Raw genomic sequence first — 15,765 nt, forward strand, 5'->3', positions numbered from 1 at the left:
GGCTGTAAGGAATGTATTGTTCTATTTTTAAAGCTAAAGAACCGGGATTTCCGCCCTTCCCATAAAACCAATGATCTTTGCATCTGATTTACTTGTCTTTCATTTTCAAAATAAGAAGGTATTTTTCTTCTTGTATTCACTTTAAAAGCTGAGAAAAATATTTTTCACTTCCGAGCATAATAATGATGGCGGAAAAAAAATCATAATGCTAAAACCAGATAAAAGAAAAGTTTGATCATCATTAAAAAGGATATTAATTGAAATTTTAATGCAGATGAACTCAATAGAAATCAAAATTAAATAAAATTTCACACATCAAAACTTTCAAAACCCGTAAATTTGTCCTCAATAAAAATTTTACGGGATGCTTAGGAAAATTTCGGTTGCAGCGGCTGCTTTTTTGTCCGTACTTACAATCAATGCGCAAAAGAACAAAAATTCTCAGTTGGAAAGACCAAAACTTGTAGTAGGTTTAGTTGTGGACCAGATGAGATGGGATTATCTGTACCGTTTTTATAACAAATATGGAAACGACGGTTTCAAAAGACTTTTAAATACAGGATATTCTTTAAATAATGTTCATATCCCGTATGTTCCTACTGTTACGGCTTTAGGACACACGTGTATTTACACAGGTTCCGTTCCTGCAATTCACGGGATCGCAGGAAATGACTGGATGGATAAAGAAACCGGACAAAATGTTTATTGTACTACAGATGAAAGTGTAAAGCCTGTAGGAACAGCTAATGCAAAAGTGGGAAGCCATTCTCCGAAAAATCTATGGTCTACCACTGTTACCGATGAGCTTAGGTTGGCAACCAATTTTCAGGGTAAAGTAATCGGGGTTTCTTTAAAAGACAGAGCTTCTATTTTACCGGCAGGACATACGCCGAACGGAGCGTTCTGGTTTGATGATTCCACAGGAGATTTTATTACAAGCTCTTGGTACATGAATGATCTTCCACAGTGGGTAAAAACCTTCAATTCTCAGGATCTACCGGATAAATTGGTTGCCAACGGCTGGAATACCTTACTTCCGATCGATCAGTATACAGAAAGTTCTCCGGATAATTCTTCATGGGAAGGCTTGTTGGGAAGTGCCAAAACACCTACTTTTCCTTACAGCAATTTAGCCGCAGATTATCAGGCTAAAAAAGATAATATTCGTTACACACCATTCGGAAATACATTAACGCTGAAATTAGCCGAAGCCGCAATAGAAGGTGAAAAGTTAGGAGGAGACGATATTGTGGATATGTTAGCGATTAATTTGGCATCAACGGATTATGCAGGGCATAAATTTGGTCCGAATTCTATCGAAGTGGAAGATGTTTATCTGAGACTCGATAAAGATTTAGCTCAGTTTTTCAGTTATCTGGATTCCAAAGTAGGAAAAGGACAGTACACCGTTTTTCTTTCGGCAGATCATGGCGGTGCTCATTCTGTAGGATTCTTGCAGGAACATAAAATCACGACAGGTTTCTTCGGAGACGGAATGGATAAAAACGTCAATCTTAAATTAAAAGAAAAATTCGGGGTTGATAAATTAATCAATGCGGTGGATAATTACCAGATTTATTTCGACAGAAAATTACTCAAAGAAAACAATATTAAATTAGAAGACGTTGTAGATTTCACCGTAAAAGAAATTGAGAGTGATCCTTCAGATTTATATGCTGTTCCTGTAAATAAAGTTTCAGAATCTTCTATTCCTGAACCGATTAAACAAAGAATTATCAACGGGATCAACAGGCAGAGAAGCGGTGATATTCAGTTGATTTCACACGATTCCATGCTTCCTCCGTATTCAAAAACAGGAACAACGCACAGCGTATGGAATTCTTACGACTCGCATATTCCGTTAATTTTTATGGGGTGGGGAATTCAGCATGGTGAAAGCAATAAAGCTTATTTCATGACCGATATTGCACCTACCGTTTCTTCATTGCTTAAAATACAGTTTCCGAGTGGAAATGTCGGGAATCCGATTACGGAAGTTATTGGCAAATAATATTTTACTCAAAAAATGATAATGAATCCTTGGCTGTTTGGTTAAGGATTTTTTTATATAAAAATTTTACTGTTGTCTATTCTTACAATGTTTTGCTGTTCCATTTTTTTGATTGCGCGGATCACAGTTTCTATGCGCATTCCTGTAAGCGAGGCTAATTGCTGTCTGGTGTAAGGAACCGGAAAAGAAAACTGTTCTTCAAAACCGAAATGAGCTTTCACGTGGGACATAAGGAGATTAAGCTTTGTAATCGGATCCCGGAAAGAAAACGGAGCCGAAGTAATATGTTTGTAGCGCATTCTGTCCGCAGTGTAAGAATATATTTTAAGGAGAAGTTCGGGTTTTTCTAATACGAGTTTAATCAGTTTATTTTTTTCCAGCCTGATGATTTCGCAATCTGTAACCGCAACAGCACTTACTGCATACTTTCTGCTGTGGAAAATATACGTTTCGGCAAAGCAGTGACCATCGAAAGGAATTCCGTGGATAAATTCCTTGCCGTCTTCCAGAAAGCTGCTTAATTTTACCGTTCCGGACTTTATCTGCAGATAATATTTTGGAGTGCTTTCTTCTTTAAAAATATAATCGCCGGAATTATAGTGTTGGAGTTCAGCGCCATGAGAAAACAAAAGGTTTTCACAAATGATCATAAGCCTTTATTATTAATTTGATCTAAAATTAACAATTTGAAAGGTTTGTTAAAAATTTATTAATACCACACAGATGCCTTACAGATGCCTTACAGATGCCTTACAGATGCCTTGATTTTAAGTGATGGATTAGCAGTATTTTGAGTATTTTCATTAGATATTAAAAACTTTATTAAATAAAAAAACGCAGATTATTCCGCGTTTTTTGTCATTTATTTTATTCTTGGTCTTCAACCAGATCATCATCATCTTCATACTGTTCGAGAAAATAAGTGAAAGTGAAGTCTTCCATTTCTTCCTCAGCATCTTCGAGCGTGAGAAGAAGATCTTCAAAAGTTTCCAGCTGATCGACCGTCATATTTACAAACTCAATGTGAAGAGGCATTTCCAGTTCTCCTGTAATTACATCAGAAAGTGCATCCAGATTATCTCCGAAATGCTCAGGAAGTTTGATCTTTTCTTTCAGTTGGGCATAGAAGTCTTCATAATCTCCGATGTCTGTAAAATCTATATATATTGTACTCATAACTTTATTTTTAATTTTAAATCAGTGAGCGTAAGTCATTGCGAGGAGCTAAGCACAGGCTAACTTCAATCCTCGCAATGACCAACAACTACTGCTTTTCAAAACTCTTATAATGGTTTTTCGTGAGATAAACATCACCGTCTTTCGTGAAAACAATCCGGTCTGCATTTCTGTTTCCGCAATGATAGTTTACATCAGCCTCAAAATACTTTTCATCTTCAGGCAATGTTCTTTCCCTATTGCTGAAGTGATCTCCGCCAATTGCTTTTCCCGGCAAAACCTCACACAGATTTCCTTTGGCTGGATTCCAGCCCATCTTTCTTGCTTCATTTTTGGTGATGTAATACTCCGGAAGCTGATGATTTTTTTTAACATAAGCAATAACCTTTTTTTCTTCCGTCAGCCGATCGATAGATTCCTGACTCGAATATGCCGAGCCTGAAATATCAGAACTGCCGTATTCAATTCTTGGATTTTTAGAGGAAATTTCCTTTTTATTCGCAATGAAGTTATTATAAACGTACATTACAGACATCCCGAAAAGAAGCCCTAAACAAATGAAAAATATAGATCTTATTTTACCATTCATAGTATTAAATTAAAAAATGTAACAATAAGTTTGTTTAAACTTTTATTAAATCGCAAAAGTAACAAAAGACAATCTAAAAGTGAATTTCTATAATAACCAAAACGCTCAAAAGAATAAAAATCAGAGATTTTTAAAAACTATTGTGAACTTTTTCATTTATAATGATCAACTTTAAATAAAAGTTTAATTCATCTTTTGTGACTTTTACGGTTAATTCTGAAAAGTTTAAACAACTTTAATGTATCAATCTTTCAGTTTAGCAATCAATTGTTACATTGTTAAACTTTTAGATTGTTACATTACTTTATGCTCTCCAGTCTTCCGGAATATCGCAGATCGGGATCGGAACCATTTTATGTTTTGCTGCTTTATGCATTCTGTCGAAAATCTGGAAAACCTCTTTGTCTCTGCCTTCGTAATCTTCTGCTGTTTTTGTTCCGTATTCTTTCTGTATTTTTTCCAGTTCAGGGTAGGTTGCCCCGATCTGGTCTTCGTCCGTTCTTTCTGCATCCCAAAGTCCGTCCGTAGGAATTGCATTCTGAATGCTTTCAATTAAATTTAAAGCTCTTGCTAATTCGTAAACTTCCGTTTTGTAAAGATCCGCGATTGGAGAAACATCCACACCGCCGTCGCCGTATTTGGTGTAGAAACCGATTCCGAAATCTTCTACTTTATTCCCTGTTCCACACACTAAAAGTCCGTGAAGCTGTCCGAAATAGTATAAATTCAGCATTCTGAAACGTGATCTTGTATTCGCAAGAGCCAGATTGTTATTAGGATTTCCTTCTGAATGTGCGCTGACAATATTTTCAAAACTTTCGAAAACAGGAGTTAAGTTAACGGTTTCTGATTTTACGTTTGGAAATTTCTTTTTCAGATCCTCAATATGATCCTGCGCTCTGTTTACCTGATCTGCTTTTTGACGGATCGGCATTTCCAGAGCCTGAACTTCAAGCCCTGTCATCGCACAAAGAGTAGAAACGACACCCGAATCCACACCCCCCGAAACTCCGATTACATATCCGTTTACTTTTGCTTTTACTGCATAATCTTTCAGCCAGTTTACAATATGGTCTATAACTTTTTGTGTCTGCATTGTTTATATTTTTCTATGAGTTTATATTTATTTTTCTTCTGCTTTTAAGATGATAAGATAACTTTGAAAATGGAATTTGGTTCCTTGTGAAATACTATATTTATTATAATCATCAGGTATTCCAACGAAACTGCCTGATTCATATGCATTTATTTTATATGTTTTCCCTACAAAATTGTTTTTAATTATTTTTATTGTATCTTCAGTAATAATTTCTGCTTTTTTATTGTAAAGAATCTCATAAAATTCAAAATTATCACTTGCAAGTTTACCACTTTCATCTTGAAAGTTCAATGTTATTTTTTCATTCAAAGTCTTGTTATTAATTGAGCTTATTTCTAATAAATAACTTCCTTCAGTTGCTTTGATATGATAGGAATCTCCATCAATTATTTTTACTTCCATAGGAACAATTGCTCCGAATGGAACATTCAAGGCAGGAACAATACTTTCATTAATTTGTGATGTATGATGATTAGTTTTGCTACAACTAACACAACTGATTATGAACAGAATAGATAATATAATTTTAGTCATTATAATTTTGATGTTGAAGCTCATACCAGAAGCAAATTCCGTCCGGTCCGGTGAATTCGCCGGTTTTTTCGAAGCCTAATTTTCTTAAAATATGATTGGAACCTTCATTTTCAGAATGAGCGTGAGCATAAATGGTTTCAGCTTTCAGATCGTTAAATCCAAAATCAAGCGAAGCTTTTGCCGATTCCAGTGCATAGCCTTTTCCCCAGTATTCCGGGATGAAACGATAGCCGAGATCGTAAATATTATTGTAGCCGTTTATTTCCTGAGTAATTAATTTCAGTCCGCTCCAGCCGATCAGCAGTCCGCTTTCTTTTTCAATTACAGCGAGTCTTCCGACACCGTTATCAAGATATTGCTGCTGAATCATTTTAATTACATTTTCAGATTCGCTGATATCGGAAAGAGGAGGCACTCCGATGTATTTCATCACTTCAGGATTGGAATCGAGGAGAAACAGGCGTTCTGCATCTGTTTCTTCAAATTTTCTCAGAATAAGTCTTTGTGTTTCTAAATACATAAAATTACTGTTGCTGAAATCCGAAAATCGTCACATTGGCTGCTCCTTTCTTAATGTCTGTTTCCTTCAGCGGATTTTTCATCACATTTAAGGTTTCCAGATTCATGTTTTTGGAAATATCCAGTTTTTGAACCAGATTATGCTCAAGATTTAGTTTTTTCAGATATTTGAGCGAACTCACATCAATGGTTTTTATTTTATTTAAAGATACGGTTAATTGGTCAATTCTGGGCGTCGTTTTCAGCGAAATATTTTCAATCTGGTTGTTGTCGAGATAGAGAGAAGCCAGATTTTTAAGATTTTCAGCTTTGAAATTTGATATTTTACATCCTGTACAGGAAAAAAGCTGGAGATGATCCATATTTTTCAGGGAAAGATTTAAAATACTGTTGTCGTCCAGCACGATCATTTTAGCATTTTTAAAATACGCGAGGTCTTCGGTATTTGTAATCCCTTTATTCACTAAAAATAAATTTTCAATCCTTTCGGCTTCAAACTGATTCATTTTTCCGTCTTTGTTCAGATCAGAATTTTCAATCACTGCTTTTTCAAGATTTTTATCCTTAAAAATAAGGCTTTGGCTATAGAAACAGGATACAGAGAAAATCAGAATAAGCACCGGAATTATTTTATTTTTCATCATTATATTATGTTTAAATCCGTATTTTTGTACACTTAAATTTCATGTAAAAGTATGAAGATTTTCAGAATTACTGCACTTTCTTTAGTATTAATTTTAGGATTGAATTCCTGTAAAAAAGAATCTCAGAATCAATGGAACGTAGAGATTACAACTCCCGCGGAAAAAGTAGAAATTACAGATATTTCCAAGGAACTTTACGATCCGAATGTTTCATCGGAAAGTTTTAAAGCTAAATTTCCTTGGTTTCAGGGAACGGTAAGCGATGCAGATTTTGCCAAAAGAAGAGTAGATCCTGAAGAAATTAAAATTTACAAGGAAGCAGCTGCAAAAATAGATCAGAAAAAACTCCAGACCGATCTTCAGGATTTGTTTTCGCACATCAGATTTTATTTTCCTTCCTTTAAAAGTCCGAAAGTATTTTTATTTTCATCGGCTTTGCAGATGGTTCAGGATCCTATTTTTTATGATGCCAAAGGAAATCAGCTTTTTATTGATATGACAGGCTTTATGGGAGACGGAAATCCCAATTATAAAGGACTGGAAATGTACTTCCAGAAATCCATGAACCCGAATAATATTGTTCCGAAAGTCGCGCAGATTTTCGCGGAAGGTTTTGTGAAAGAATCTCCGGATCATCAGAAATTTATCGATATGATGATTCTCAACGGTAAAATCATGATTCTTAAAGATGCTTTTTTACCCACATATCCGGAATATCTGAAAATGAACTACACCCAGAAGCAATATGAATGGGCAGTCTCCAACGAAGCGAATATCTGGAATTATTTCGTGGAAAATAATATCATTTTTGGAGACGATCACAGATTGGAAGACCGTTTTATCGCTCCGGGACCATTCTCGAAATTTTATACGGAAATTGATAACGAATCTTCTCCGCAGATTGCCATTTTCACAGGATGGCAGATCTGTAAAGAATATCTGAAGCAAAAACCGGAAACCAAACTTCAGGATTTCTTAGGATTAGATGCAACCGTGATCTTTAATCAGTCTGGCTATAAACCGAAAGTAAAATAATACGCTGAATGTAAAATATTTGGCAAACAATATACAGTAGAATAAATAGAAAATTATGAGAAAAACTCAGATTACGATAGATGTAGAACTGGATGAAAACCACATTCCGGAAAACATCACCTGGAATGCACAGGACGGCGGAATTGAAAAAGAAGAAACAAAAGCAACCATGATCTCCGTTTGGGACGAAAAAAATATGGAAGCTTTGAGAATTGATCTCTGGACAAAAGAAATGCCGGTGGATCAGATGAAAATGTTTATTCATCAGGTACTTGTTTCTATGGGAAATACCTACCAAAGAGCAACAGGAGAAGAAGATGTGGCACAATGGTTGGAGCAGATGGCAGAAGAGTTCGCAGTAAAATCGGCGATAAAAATGTAAAAAAAGCTGGATGAGGGAAGCCTGATGTTGGAAGTTTACAAAAGCATCCAGCTTCCATCATCCCCAGCTTCAAATCAAAAATATAAAACAATGAATTTCAATACAAAAGTAATACACGGAGGACAGCATCACGAATCTGCAACAGGTTCTGTGAATGTACCTGTATTTTTAACATCTACCTTCGCACAGAAAAGTCCGGGAGTACATTCCGGTTACGAATATTCTAGAGCGGCAAACCCTACAAGACAGGCTTTGGAAGACTCTTTGGCAAGCATCGAAAACGGAGCGAGAGGTCTGGCTTTCGGTTCCGGTCTGGCGGCAATCGACTGTGTTTTAAAATTATTAAATCCGGGAGATGAAGTGGTTGCAGTAGACGATTTGTACGGAGGAACATACAGAATGTTCACCAGACTTTTCGAAAAATATCAGTTGAAATTTACCTTCGTGAATTTTGATGATGTTTCTAAAATCAATGACGTTATTACAGATAAAACAAAATTAATCTGGGTAGAAACGCCAACCAATCCTTTAATGAAACTGGTTGACATTAAAGCAGTTGTTGAAGTGGCAAAAGGAAAAGATATTCTGGTTGCAGTGGATAACACTTTTGCAACGCCTTATCTTCAGAGACCTATTGATCTGGGAGCCGATATCGTTATGCACTCTGCAACAAAATACTTGGGAGGTCACTCCGATGTTATTGCGGGAGCTTTAATTGCAAAAGATGCAGAACTGGGAGAGAAACTACACTTCATTCAGTTTGCAAGCGGAGGAATTTTAGGACCTCACGATTCTTATTTGGTGTTGAGAGGAATTAAAACACTGGCTTTAAGAGTTCAGAGACACTCTGAAAACGGAATGGCGGTAGCGAAATACCTTGAATCTCATCCTGCTGTAGATCAGGTAATTTATCCGGGATTAGAATCTCATCCGCAGCACGAACTGGCAAAATCTCAGATGAAAGATTTCGGAGGAATGGTTTCTTTCACTTTCAAATCAGGTAAAAAAGAAGATGCCATCAAATTTTTAGAAAGAGTAAAAGTATTCACTTTAGCTGAATCTTTGGGGGGAGTAGAATCTCTTGCGAATCATCCTGCTTTGATGACTCATGCTTCCATTCCTGCAGAAAAACGTGCAGAATTGGGAATTACAGACGATTTGGTTCGTTTAAGCGTAGGAATCGAAGATGCAGAAGATCTTATCGCAGATCTGGAAAGAGCTTTTTCTTAATACAAAATAATAATTAAAATTTTCGCTGAGGTCTTTGCTGACTGAATAGTTTATGCTGAGCTTGTCGAAGTACCTTTGCGAACTTAAAAGCGTTTAGTAGTCAAAAAATCTTTGTGGACTTTGCGTTAAAAATAAATTATTAATTATTTTAAATAAAAACATGATGAGAAAGATCCAGATTTTATTCCTGTTAATGGTAAGCCAGATTGCCTTTTCTCAGGTTAAAAATACCGATGAACTGTACAAAACGGCGAAAAAATTAGACAGTCTGATATTCAATGTCGGATTCAATAATTGCGATCTTTCTCATTATGATTCTATCGTAAGCGAAGACTTGGAATTCTACCACGATAAAGGCGGAATTACTTCCGGAAAAGAAGCCTTTAAAGCCTCCATTAAAAATAATATCTGTGGCGGACCTAATAAAGTGAAACGCGAACTGATTCCAAATTCCATGAAAGTATATCCTTTGTACAATAATAATGTTCTGTATGCTTTCATTCAGGAAGGAGAGCATGATTTTGCTGAATTTTACAACGGAAAATGGAACAAGGGAAGCCGTGCAAAATTTACCATTCTCTGGATTCTGGACGGAAAAAACTGGAAAATGAAGCGCGTTCTCAGCTACGACCATCACTTATAATCTACTTTGTCAAATCTTTATGAAGTTTTTTGCGCTTTGACAAAGTTTTAAACTCCCATTATGACAAGAAAAGCCCAACTTGCAGATGTACAGCAATTAGCTGAGCTGTTCGATCAGTACAGGATCTTTTATCATAAAGATTCCGATATTCCTGCTGCGGAAAAATTTTTAACAGAAAGAATTGAAAATAATGATTCCGAAATTTTTGTTGCCGAAAATGAAGGGAAATTAGTCGGTTTTGTTCAGTTGTATCCGTTATTTTCCTCCACAAGAATGAAAAGATACTGGCTTTTGAATGATTTGTATGTGAATGAAAATTATCGGGGAAAAGGATTTTCAAAACAACTGCTTGAAGCATCCAAAGAACTTGCAAAATCAACCGATGCCGCCGGAATTCTTCTTGAAACCGGAAAATCCAATGATATCGGAAATAAGCTTTACCCAAGCTGCGGATTCGAAATCTACGATGAAGTGAATTTTTACGAATGGAAGATTTCATAACGTAACAATTTACCAGAGTAACAGTTTACGAAATCTTAATTGTTACTAAAATATTACTCATTACCAATTACTTATTATTCATAATTTATGACTGATTTTCAAAAATACGTTCAAAGATATTTAGATTTAATTCCTTCAGAAAACTGGCTGGAAGAACTGAAAAGATCCGGAGAAAAAACTGTAGGAATTTATTCTGAACTTTCAGAAGAACAATCTCTTTTTGCCTACGCGGAAGGAAAATGGACGCTGAAAGAACTCCTTCTGCATTTATCCGATACCGAAAGAATCTTTCAGTACAGAATATTGGCTTTTGCGAGAGGCGACCAAAATGAATTGCCGGGTTTTGATGAGGAATTGTACGCTAAACAGTCTTTCGCGAATGAAAGAACACTGAGTTCACTGTTGGAAGAATATCAACTGATCAGAAAATCTTCTCAGATTCTTTTAGAAACTGCAAATTCCGAAGCCTTAAAAAATGTAGGATCTGCCAACGGAAACCAGATTTCTGCCGAAACCATCGGAAAATTAATTGTTGGTCACAATATTCATCATTTGAATATTATTGAAGAAAGATATTTGCCGAAGTTGTGATGCATTTAAAAATAAATATTGTAATTCTAATCAGTTCGGTGATTTTTTTAATATCATTGACTCAAGATTGTGTAAATTATCAATATTTTGGCAGCATACATTATCCATCTTATCTAGCTTTTTTATTGGGTTGGACTTATTTTGACGGATTTCGTTGGGAAGGTTTTGTTTGGGTTGCAAATCTTCTTTATTTTTTAGGAATAGTTTTGACAATCAAAAGAAATTGCAAAGCAGTTTTAGCTCTTATTATTTCGTCATTTTTAGCAATTTCATTTATGTTTTTTGATAATATAACAATTACAAAAAGTGGAAGAATAGCTTCAATAATTGAATTAGAATCAGGTTGTTTTTTATGGCTGATTGCAATTTTATTTCTGACTTTTTCTTCGCTTTATTTAAAAGTAACGCAGAAAAGCAATGCGTAGTTTAAAGAATCTTAATATTACCAAAAGCATTGAATCTGGAAAACTTATTTATGATGAGAGTATTTTAGATAAAATTGACAGGTATACCAATTATTTGATTTTTGGAGCCCTGATTTATTTTTCAATAGTTGGTTTATACAAAATTACTCCATCTACAAATAGTGATTTTGAATATATTATATATAGTATTATTCTAATTTTTGTACTTTATTCTTCATATTGTTTATTTACAGAAAAAAGACTGAAAGAAATCACCTTCAGTATTCATAAAGAAGAAGCCAAAAGAAGAGTTTTAGATTATGGCAAAAAGTATCATTACAGAATTTCAAATATTTCCAATAATCTGATTTATCTTAATGAACCAATAAACAGCTTTAGTTTTCTAGACGAAGAAAGAACAATTATAATTTTTTTTAAAGATCAGTCGGTTTTATACACGGTGATTAAGAGTGGAAGGAGAATAAATGCTCCGGTTTTATTTTCACAACATATCATCCGAAAAGATATAAGAAAAATTCTGCACCAGAAAAAATTTACTTTAACTAGGAAAAAAAGTTACTTTGACAGGTTTTTCAATGATCCTTCTTGATGATAAAACTGTCATTGATCAATAGAAATGGGCTTTAGTCCGTTTACTGATTTAAAATCATTCTTTCGGCTTTAGCCAAAACTTAATATAGATTTCATATTTTTGGCTAAACAACACAAATGCCATTTATTAAAATTTATATCCATGTCGTTTTCTCAACGAAAAATAGAATTCCCTATTTCAATACTCCGGAGTTACGAATAAAAGTCTGGAAACACATAAAAGAAAATGCCTCGCAAAAAGGAATTTTTCTGGATATTGTGAATGGTTATTCGGATCATTGTCATTGTTTAATTTCTCTGGGTTCCAATCAGAATATTGAAAAAATTGTTCAATTATTGAAAGGAGAATCTTCATATTGGATCAATAAAAATGCATTGACAAAAGAAAAGTTTTTTTGGCAGGACGAATATTTTGCTGTTTCAGTTTCTGAATCTATGATTGAAACAGTTAGAAATTACGTTAAAAATCAGGAAAGTCATCACAAAAAGAAATCGTTTGCGGAAGAATATCAGGAATTTTTGGATAAATATAATTTTAAATAATCTGAGTTCAAGATAAGTCTTCTTAAACGCCATGTTAAACAAAGAGATTCAATTATCAGTAATTCAGCTTTTAAGATATACAAAGGCGTAAAATTGATCAAAGTAATATCGTTTTTGTCTTTTTTAAATAAACGAAATGGCTTTGTTTACCTTACCAACTTTCAATAAGTAAAAAAAAAATCTTTTGTTTTTCTTTGCGATAAATTATATAATTTTATAAATCAATTATTTAAATTTATTTCTTATTCCGAACTGATGTTAAATAATAAAGTTTGGCTAAAGCCAGATTTGATTTTAATGATTTTTAAAATGGGCTAAAGCCCATTCTATTGAATATAAAAACTCTGTTTTCGAAAATTTCACGCGAAGATTTGTAAATTTACACAGATAAATTAATAGAAGCAGAATGTAATCCTTCTATTAAAAATAAATTATAGTATTGGCTTTAGTTAAAGCGTAAAATGTATTATACATGGAGAAAATAATAGAAATCTTAAAATCCGGCGGCACAATTCTTTACCCAACAGATACCATTTGGGGAATTGGCTGTGATGCTACCAATATAGAAGCCGTAAACAAAATATTCGACATCAAAAAACGGGAAAAAAACAAATCCATGATCATTCTGGTGGAATCTGAAAAGAGATTGCAGGATTTGGTAGATGTTCCGGAAATGGCTTGGGAAATTATCGATTTAAGCGAAAAACCTGTAACAATTGTTTATGAAAACCCGAGAGGATTGCCAAAAGAATTGTTGGCTGAAGACGGAAGCATTGGAATCCGTCTGGTAAAAAACGACTTTTGTAAAAAGCTGATTACAAAACTCAACAAACCTTTGGTTTCTACTTCTGCCAATTTCAGCGGTGAAAAAAGTCCTTTGAAATTCTCGGATATTTCTCCTGAAATGATTGATCTTGTAGATTATGCAGTAGAAGAAGACCGCGAAAAAGTTTCAAAATATTCGGGTTCGTCGGTAATAAAAGTCTGGAGCGACAACAGGATAAAAGTACTGAGAGAATAATCGACTTTTATCATTTATTTTAAAGTCTTATTCATCCGCATCGGCAGGATTTCTTTTTTTAGTTTTATCTTTGCAGAACTTCAATTTTAAAACAATCGCTATGAATCATCAAAAGTTTGCCGAAGAGTGGATCAAAGCATGGAATTCGCACGATCTGGATGTTATTTTATCTCATTATTCAGATGATATAGAGATTGTTACGCCGATGATAAAATTAGCAACAGGAGGAAAAGAAAGTTCACTTAAAGGAAAATCTGCGGTTCGCGGATATTGGAAAGCAGCACTGGAAAAATATCCTGATCTTCACTTCGAGCTTATAAAATCTACGGAAGGAGTAGATTCTGTGGCTTTGTTTTACAAATCTATTATGGATAAACATGCAATGGAAGTGATGTTTTTTAATGAAGATGAAAAAATTAATAAAATGTATGCTCATTATGATTAATGAACGGCATTAGTGTATTACAAAATGAAAATTAATCTTACTCAAAATAAAAATTTAAAACTTTTTAAAATCATTTCGGAGGTTGCAGCCCGGAACAATCAGTCTGTATATGTTGTCGGAGGTTATGTACGCGATCTTTTGATGAAAAGAAAAGCATCAACGGATATTGATTTTGTGACCGAACAAAGCGGTATTGAACTTGCCCAAAACGTCGGAAAGGAAATTGATCCGAAAATAAAAGTTTCTGTTTTCAAAACGTACGGAACGGCGATGATCAAATACAAAGATCTTGAGCTGGAATTTGTAGGGGCGAGAAAAGAAAGTTATACCGAAAACAGCCGTAAACCGGAAGTTGAAGGAGGAACCATAGAAGACGACCAGAAAAGAAGAGATTTTACGGTGAATGCCATGGCAATTTCTTTAAATCAGGATAATTTTGGTGAACTGATCGATCCTTTCAACGGAATAGATGATCTGGAAAAAGGAATTTTAAGAACGCCTTTAGAGCCCGCTCAAACCTATTCTGACGATCCGTTGAGAATGATGAGAGCCGTTCGTTTTGCCTCCACTTTAAATTTTAAAATTGAAGAAAAATCTTTGGAAGCCATTAAGCAGGAAGCCGAAAGAATAAAAATTGTTTCGATGGAAAGAATCATGGTGGAATTTAATAAAATCATGCTTTCCAAAAAGCCATCTATTGGTCTTAAATTAATGGAACAGACAGGTTTAATGAAATTAATTATTCCTGAACTGATTGATCTGAAAGGAGTAGAAGAAGTGGAAGGACAAACCCATAAAGACAATTTTTACCATACTTTGGAAGTGGTAGACAATATTTCTGAAAACACGGAAAACCTGTGGCTTCGTTGGTCTGCATTGCTCCACGATATCGGAAAAGCACCGACCAAAAAATTTGTTGAAGGAACAGGATGGACGTTCCATGGACACGAGTTTTTAGGCTCAAAAATGGTAAAAACATTATTCCAGAGATTGAAACTGCCTTTAGGTCCGGATATGAAATATGTTCAGAAGATGGTAAAACTTTCGTCTCGACCGATTGCTCTGATTACCGATGATGCTTCGGATTCTGCGTTGCGAAGATTATTGTTTGATGCAGGAGAAAATATGGAAGATCTGTTTACCCTTTGTAAAGCCGATATTACGACCAAAAATTCTAAAAAGCAGGAGAAATTTAAGAAAAATTTTGAATATGTTGCTGTTAAGATTAAAGAAGTTGAAGAAAAAGATCAGGTAAGGAATTTCCAGCCGCCGATTTCAGGAGAAGAAATTATGGCAATGTTTAATCTGAAACCGGGTCGCGAAATCGGAATTTTAAAGGAAAAAGTAAAAGAAGCCATTCTGGAAGGCGAAATTGCAAATGACAGCGAGGAAGCGAGAACTTTTGTGATTGCGGAAGCGGAAAAGCTTGGATTGACACTTGCCTAAATGCTTTTCGGGACATTTGATTATATCATTTTAGTATTAATTTTCCTTATCAACATTCTTGTCTGGAAATTTAAAATAATTAAAAAACGCAACTGGATTTTATATCTGGTTGCGTTTTTATTTTTCGGATTTGTTATTCCGCTTTTATCTGTTGATTTTGAAATTGAAAATGCGACAAAAAATCAGCCAATTGTTGATAATTTCACGCTTTTGTACACGTATTTCAGGTTTCCGGTTTGGTGGTTTATTGGGGTGGTGGAGACTTTTATTTTAGGTAATTTGATCACGAAAATAAAAACATAATAAAATCCTAATGAAATGTTAATAAAATCTTAAAAAG

General features: G+C 34.6%; 21 protein-coding genes. 14 read left to right on the forward strand and 7 right to left on the reverse strand.

Annotated elements, in window-relative coordinates; translation table 11 throughout:
- Positions 1–364 precede the first annotated feature (364 nt).
- A complete protein-coding gene (pafA, locus tag AC52CF_RS05315) occupies positions 365–2,011 on the forward strand; it encodes an alkaline phosphatase PafA (protein WP_214590534.1) in 1,647 nt (548 codons plus the stop codon).
- A 53-nt stretch (positions 2,012–2,064) separates the two neighbouring features.
- On the opposite strand, the gene AC52CF_RS05320 is transcribed toward pafA, so the two are convergent.
- The 7 genes from AC52CF_RS05320 to AC52CF_RS05350 all read right to left on the reverse strand — a co-directional run bounded on the left by AC52CF_RS05320 (position 2,065) and on the right by AC52CF_RS05350 (position 6,572).
- Entirely contained in the window at positions 2,065–2,661 is a 597-nt protein-coding gene (locus AC52CF_RS05320; protein ID WP_214590533.1) for a Crp/Fnr family transcriptional regulator, read from the reverse strand.
- A 217-nt stretch (positions 2,662–2,878) separates the two neighbouring features.
- The gene (locus AC52CF_RS05325; protein ID WP_214590532.1) at positions 2,879–3,187 is read right to left on the reverse strand and encodes a barstar family protein; all 309 of its coding nucleotides are present in this window, start codon (positions 3,185–3,187) and stop codon (positions 2,879–2,881) included.
- 88 nt (positions 3,188–3,275) lie between these two features.
- The gene (locus tag AC52CF_RS05330) at positions 3,276–3,776 is read right to left on the reverse strand and encodes a ribonuclease domain-containing protein (RefSeq protein WP_214590531.1); all 501 of its coding nucleotides are present in this window, start codon (positions 3,774–3,776) and stop codon (positions 3,276–3,278) included.
- A gap of 304 nt (positions 3,777–4,080) precedes the next feature.
- Entirely contained in the window at positions 4,081–4,872 is a 792-nt protein-coding gene (gene nadE, locus AC52CF_RS05335) for an NAD(+) synthase (protein ID WP_375181568.1), read from the reverse strand.
- A gap of 27 nt (positions 4,873–4,899) precedes the next feature.
- Positions 4,900–5,409 carry a hypothetical protein gene (locus AC52CF_RS05340; RefSeq protein WP_375181567.1) on the reverse strand — a complete coding sequence of 170 codons (510 nt, stop codon included), beginning with the start codon at positions 5,407–5,409 and terminating at the stop codon, positions 4,900–4,902.
- On the reverse strand, positions 5,402–5,929 hold the full coding sequence (locus tag AC52CF_RS05345) for a GNAT family N-acetyltransferase (RefSeq protein WP_375181566.1): 528 nt from the start codon (positions 5,927–5,929) through the stop codon (positions 5,402–5,404). Before AC52CF_RS05345 ends, AC52CF_RS05340 begins: the two co-directional genes overlap by 8 nt.
- Positions 5,930–5,933: 4 nt before the next feature.
- On the reverse strand, positions 5,934–6,572 hold the full coding sequence (locus tag AC52CF_RS05350; RefSeq protein ID WP_214590529.1) for a leucine-rich repeat domain-containing protein: 639 nt from the start codon (positions 6,570–6,572) through the stop codon (positions 5,934–5,936).
- A 51-nt stretch (positions 6,573–6,623) separates the two neighbouring features.
- On the opposite strand from AC52CF_RS05350, the gene gldB reads away from it, so the two are divergent.
- The 13 genes from gldB to AC52CF_RS05415 all read left to right on the forward strand — a co-directional run bounded on the left by gldB (position 6,624) and on the right by AC52CF_RS05415 (position 15,728).
- The gene (gldB, locus tag AC52CF_RS05355) at positions 6,624–7,607 is read left to right on the forward strand and encodes a gliding motility lipoprotein GldB (RefSeq protein WP_290266594.1); all 984 of its coding nucleotides are present in this window, start codon (positions 6,624–6,626) and stop codon (positions 7,605–7,607) included.
- 55 nt (positions 7,608–7,662) lie between these two features.
- Positions 7,663–7,989 (forward strand): gliding motility protein GldC, encoded by a 327-nt coding sequence (gene gldC / locus AC52CF_RS05360; protein ID WP_076396489.1) that lies wholly within the window; start codon positions 7,663–7,665, stop codon positions 7,987–7,989.
- A 90-nt stretch (positions 7,990–8,079) separates the two neighbouring features.
- Positions 8,080–9,219 (forward strand): cystathionine gamma-synthase, encoded by a 1,140-nt coding sequence (locus AC52CF_RS05365; protein ID WP_214590527.1) that lies wholly within the window; start codon positions 8,080–8,082, stop codon positions 9,217–9,219.
- A 160-nt stretch (positions 9,220–9,379) separates the two neighbouring features.
- Positions 9,380–9,862: a nuclear transport factor 2 family protein gene (locus AC52CF_RS05370; protein WP_250902177.1), complete on the forward strand. Its 483-nt coding sequence runs from the start codon at positions 9,380–9,382 to the stop codon at positions 9,860–9,862.
- A gap of 60 nt (positions 9,863–9,922) precedes the next feature.
- The gene (locus AC52CF_RS05375) at positions 9,923–10,363 is read left to right on the forward strand and encodes a GNAT family N-acetyltransferase (protein ID WP_214590526.1); all 441 of its coding nucleotides are present in this window, start codon (positions 9,923–9,925) and stop codon (positions 10,361–10,363) included.
- 87 nt (positions 10,364–10,450) lie between these two features.
- Entirely contained in the window at positions 10,451–10,954 is a 504-nt protein-coding gene (locus tag AC52CF_RS05380; RefSeq protein WP_214590525.1) for a DinB family protein, read from the forward strand.
- A complete protein-coding gene (locus AC52CF_RS05385) occupies positions 10,954–11,379 on the forward strand; it encodes a hypothetical protein (protein ID WP_214590524.1) in 426 nt (141 codons plus the stop codon). The genes AC52CF_RS05380 and AC52CF_RS05385 overlap by 1 nt, the downstream gene beginning before the upstream one ends.
- The gene (locus AC52CF_RS05390) at positions 11,372–11,968 is read left to right on the forward strand and encodes a hypothetical protein (RefSeq protein WP_496517915.1); all 597 of its coding nucleotides are present in this window, start codon (positions 11,372–11,374) and stop codon (positions 11,966–11,968) included. The genes AC52CF_RS05385 and AC52CF_RS05390 overlap by 8 nt, the downstream gene beginning before the upstream one ends.
- Before the next feature lie 119 nt (positions 11,969–12,087).
- Positions 12,088–12,513: an IS200/IS605 family transposase gene (tnpA, locus tag AC52CF_RS05395; protein ID WP_214590522.1), complete on the forward strand. Its 426-nt coding sequence runs from the start codon at positions 12,088–12,090 to the stop codon at positions 12,511–12,513.
- A gap of 472 nt (positions 12,514–12,985) precedes the next feature.
- Complete coding sequence (locus AC52CF_RS05400) at positions 12,986–13,534, forward strand: L-threonylcarbamoyladenylate synthase (protein ID WP_087709123.1); 549 nt, start codon at positions 12,986–12,988, stop codon at positions 13,532–13,534.
- Positions 13,535–13,634: 100 nt separating this feature from the next.
- On the forward strand, positions 13,635–13,979 hold the full coding sequence (locus AC52CF_RS05405) for a nuclear transport factor 2 family protein (protein ID WP_214590521.1): 345 nt from the start codon (positions 13,635–13,637) through the stop codon (positions 13,977–13,979).
- 24 nt (positions 13,980–14,003) lie between these two features.
- A complete protein-coding gene (locus AC52CF_RS05410) occupies positions 14,004–15,425 on the forward strand; it encodes a CCA tRNA nucleotidyltransferase (protein ID WP_214590520.1) in 1,422 nt (473 codons plus the stop codon).
- Positions 15,426–15,728 (forward strand): hypothetical protein, encoded by a 303-nt coding sequence (locus tag AC52CF_RS05415; RefSeq protein ID WP_214590519.1) that lies wholly within the window; start codon positions 15,426–15,428, stop codon positions 15,726–15,728.
- Positions 15,729–15,765 lie beyond the last annotated feature (37 nt).

The organism is Chryseobacterium sp. 2P (assembly GCF_059579425.1).

Bases quoted from the DNA above. Each gene is read 5' to 3' on its own strand.
- pafA (WP_214590534.1), top strand. From the start codon at position 365: ATGCTTAGGAAAATTTCGGTTGCAGCGGCTGCTTTTTTGTCCGTACTT.
- AC52CF_RS05320 (WP_214590533.1), bottom strand. From the start codon at position 2,661: ATGATCATTTGTGAAAACCTTTTGTTTTCTCATGGCGCTGAACTCCAA.
- AC52CF_RS05325 (WP_214590532.1), bottom strand. From the start codon at position 3,187: ATGAGTACAATATATATAGATTTTACAGACATCGGAGATTATGAAGAC.
- AC52CF_RS05330 (WP_214590531.1), bottom strand. From the start codon at position 3,776: ATGAATGGTAAAATAAGATCTATATTTTTCATTTGTTTAGGGCTTCTT.
- nadE (WP_375181568.1), bottom strand. From the start codon at position 4,872: ATGCAGACACAAAAAGTTATAGACCATATTGTAAACTGGCTGAAAGAT.
- AC52CF_RS05340 (WP_375181567.1), bottom strand. From the start codon at position 5,409: ATGACTAAAATTATATTATCTATTCTGTTCATAATCAGTTGTGTTAGT.
- AC52CF_RS05345 (WP_375181566.1), bottom strand. From the start codon at position 5,929: ATGTATTTAGAAACACAAAGACTTATTCTGAGAAAATTTGAAGAAACA.
- AC52CF_RS05350 (WP_214590529.1), bottom strand. From the start codon at position 6,572: ATGATGAAAAATAAAATAATTCCGGTGCTTATTCTGATTTTCTCTGTA.
- gldB (WP_290266594.1), top strand. From the start codon at position 6,624: ATGAAGATTTTCAGAATTACTGCACTTTCTTTAGTATTAATTTTAGGA.
- gldC (WP_076396489.1), top strand. From the start codon at position 7,663: ATGAGAAAAACTCAGATTACGATAGATGTAGAACTGGATGAAAACCAC.
- AC52CF_RS05365 (WP_214590527.1), top strand. From the start codon at position 8,080: ATGAATTTCAATACAAAAGTAATACACGGAGGACAGCATCACGAATCT.
- AC52CF_RS05370 (WP_250902177.1), top strand. From the start codon at position 9,380: ATGATGAGAAAGATCCAGATTTTATTCCTGTTAATGGTAAGCCAGATT.
- AC52CF_RS05375 (WP_214590526.1), top strand. From the start codon at position 9,923: ATGACAAGAAAAGCCCAACTTGCAGATGTACAGCAATTAGCTGAGCTG.
- AC52CF_RS05380 (WP_214590525.1), top strand. From the start codon at position 10,451: ATGACTGATTTTCAAAAATACGTTCAAAGATATTTAGATTTAATTCCT.
- AC52CF_RS05385 (WP_214590524.1), top strand. From the start codon at position 10,954: ATGCATTTAAAAATAAATATTGTAATTCTAATCAGTTCGGTGATTTTT.
- AC52CF_RS05390 (WP_496517915.1), top strand. From the start codon at position 11,372: ATGCGTAGTTTAAAGAATCTTAATATTACCAAAAGCATTGAATCTGGA.
- tnpA (WP_214590522.1), top strand. From the start codon at position 12,088: ATGCCATTTATTAAAATTTATATCCATGTCGTTTTCTCAACGAAAAAT.
- AC52CF_RS05400 (WP_087709123.1), top strand. From the start codon at position 12,986: ATGGAGAAAATAATAGAAATCTTAAAATCCGGCGGCACAATTCTTTAC.
- AC52CF_RS05405 (WP_214590521.1), top strand. From the start codon at position 13,635: ATGAATCATCAAAAGTTTGCCGAAGAGTGGATCAAAGCATGGAATTCG.
- AC52CF_RS05410 (WP_214590520.1), top strand. From the start codon at position 14,004: ATGAAAATTAATCTTACTCAAAATAAAAATTTAAAACTTTTTAAAATC.
- AC52CF_RS05415 (WP_214590519.1), top strand. From the start codon at position 15,426: ATGCTTTTCGGGACATTTGATTATATCATTTTAGTATTAATTTTCCTT.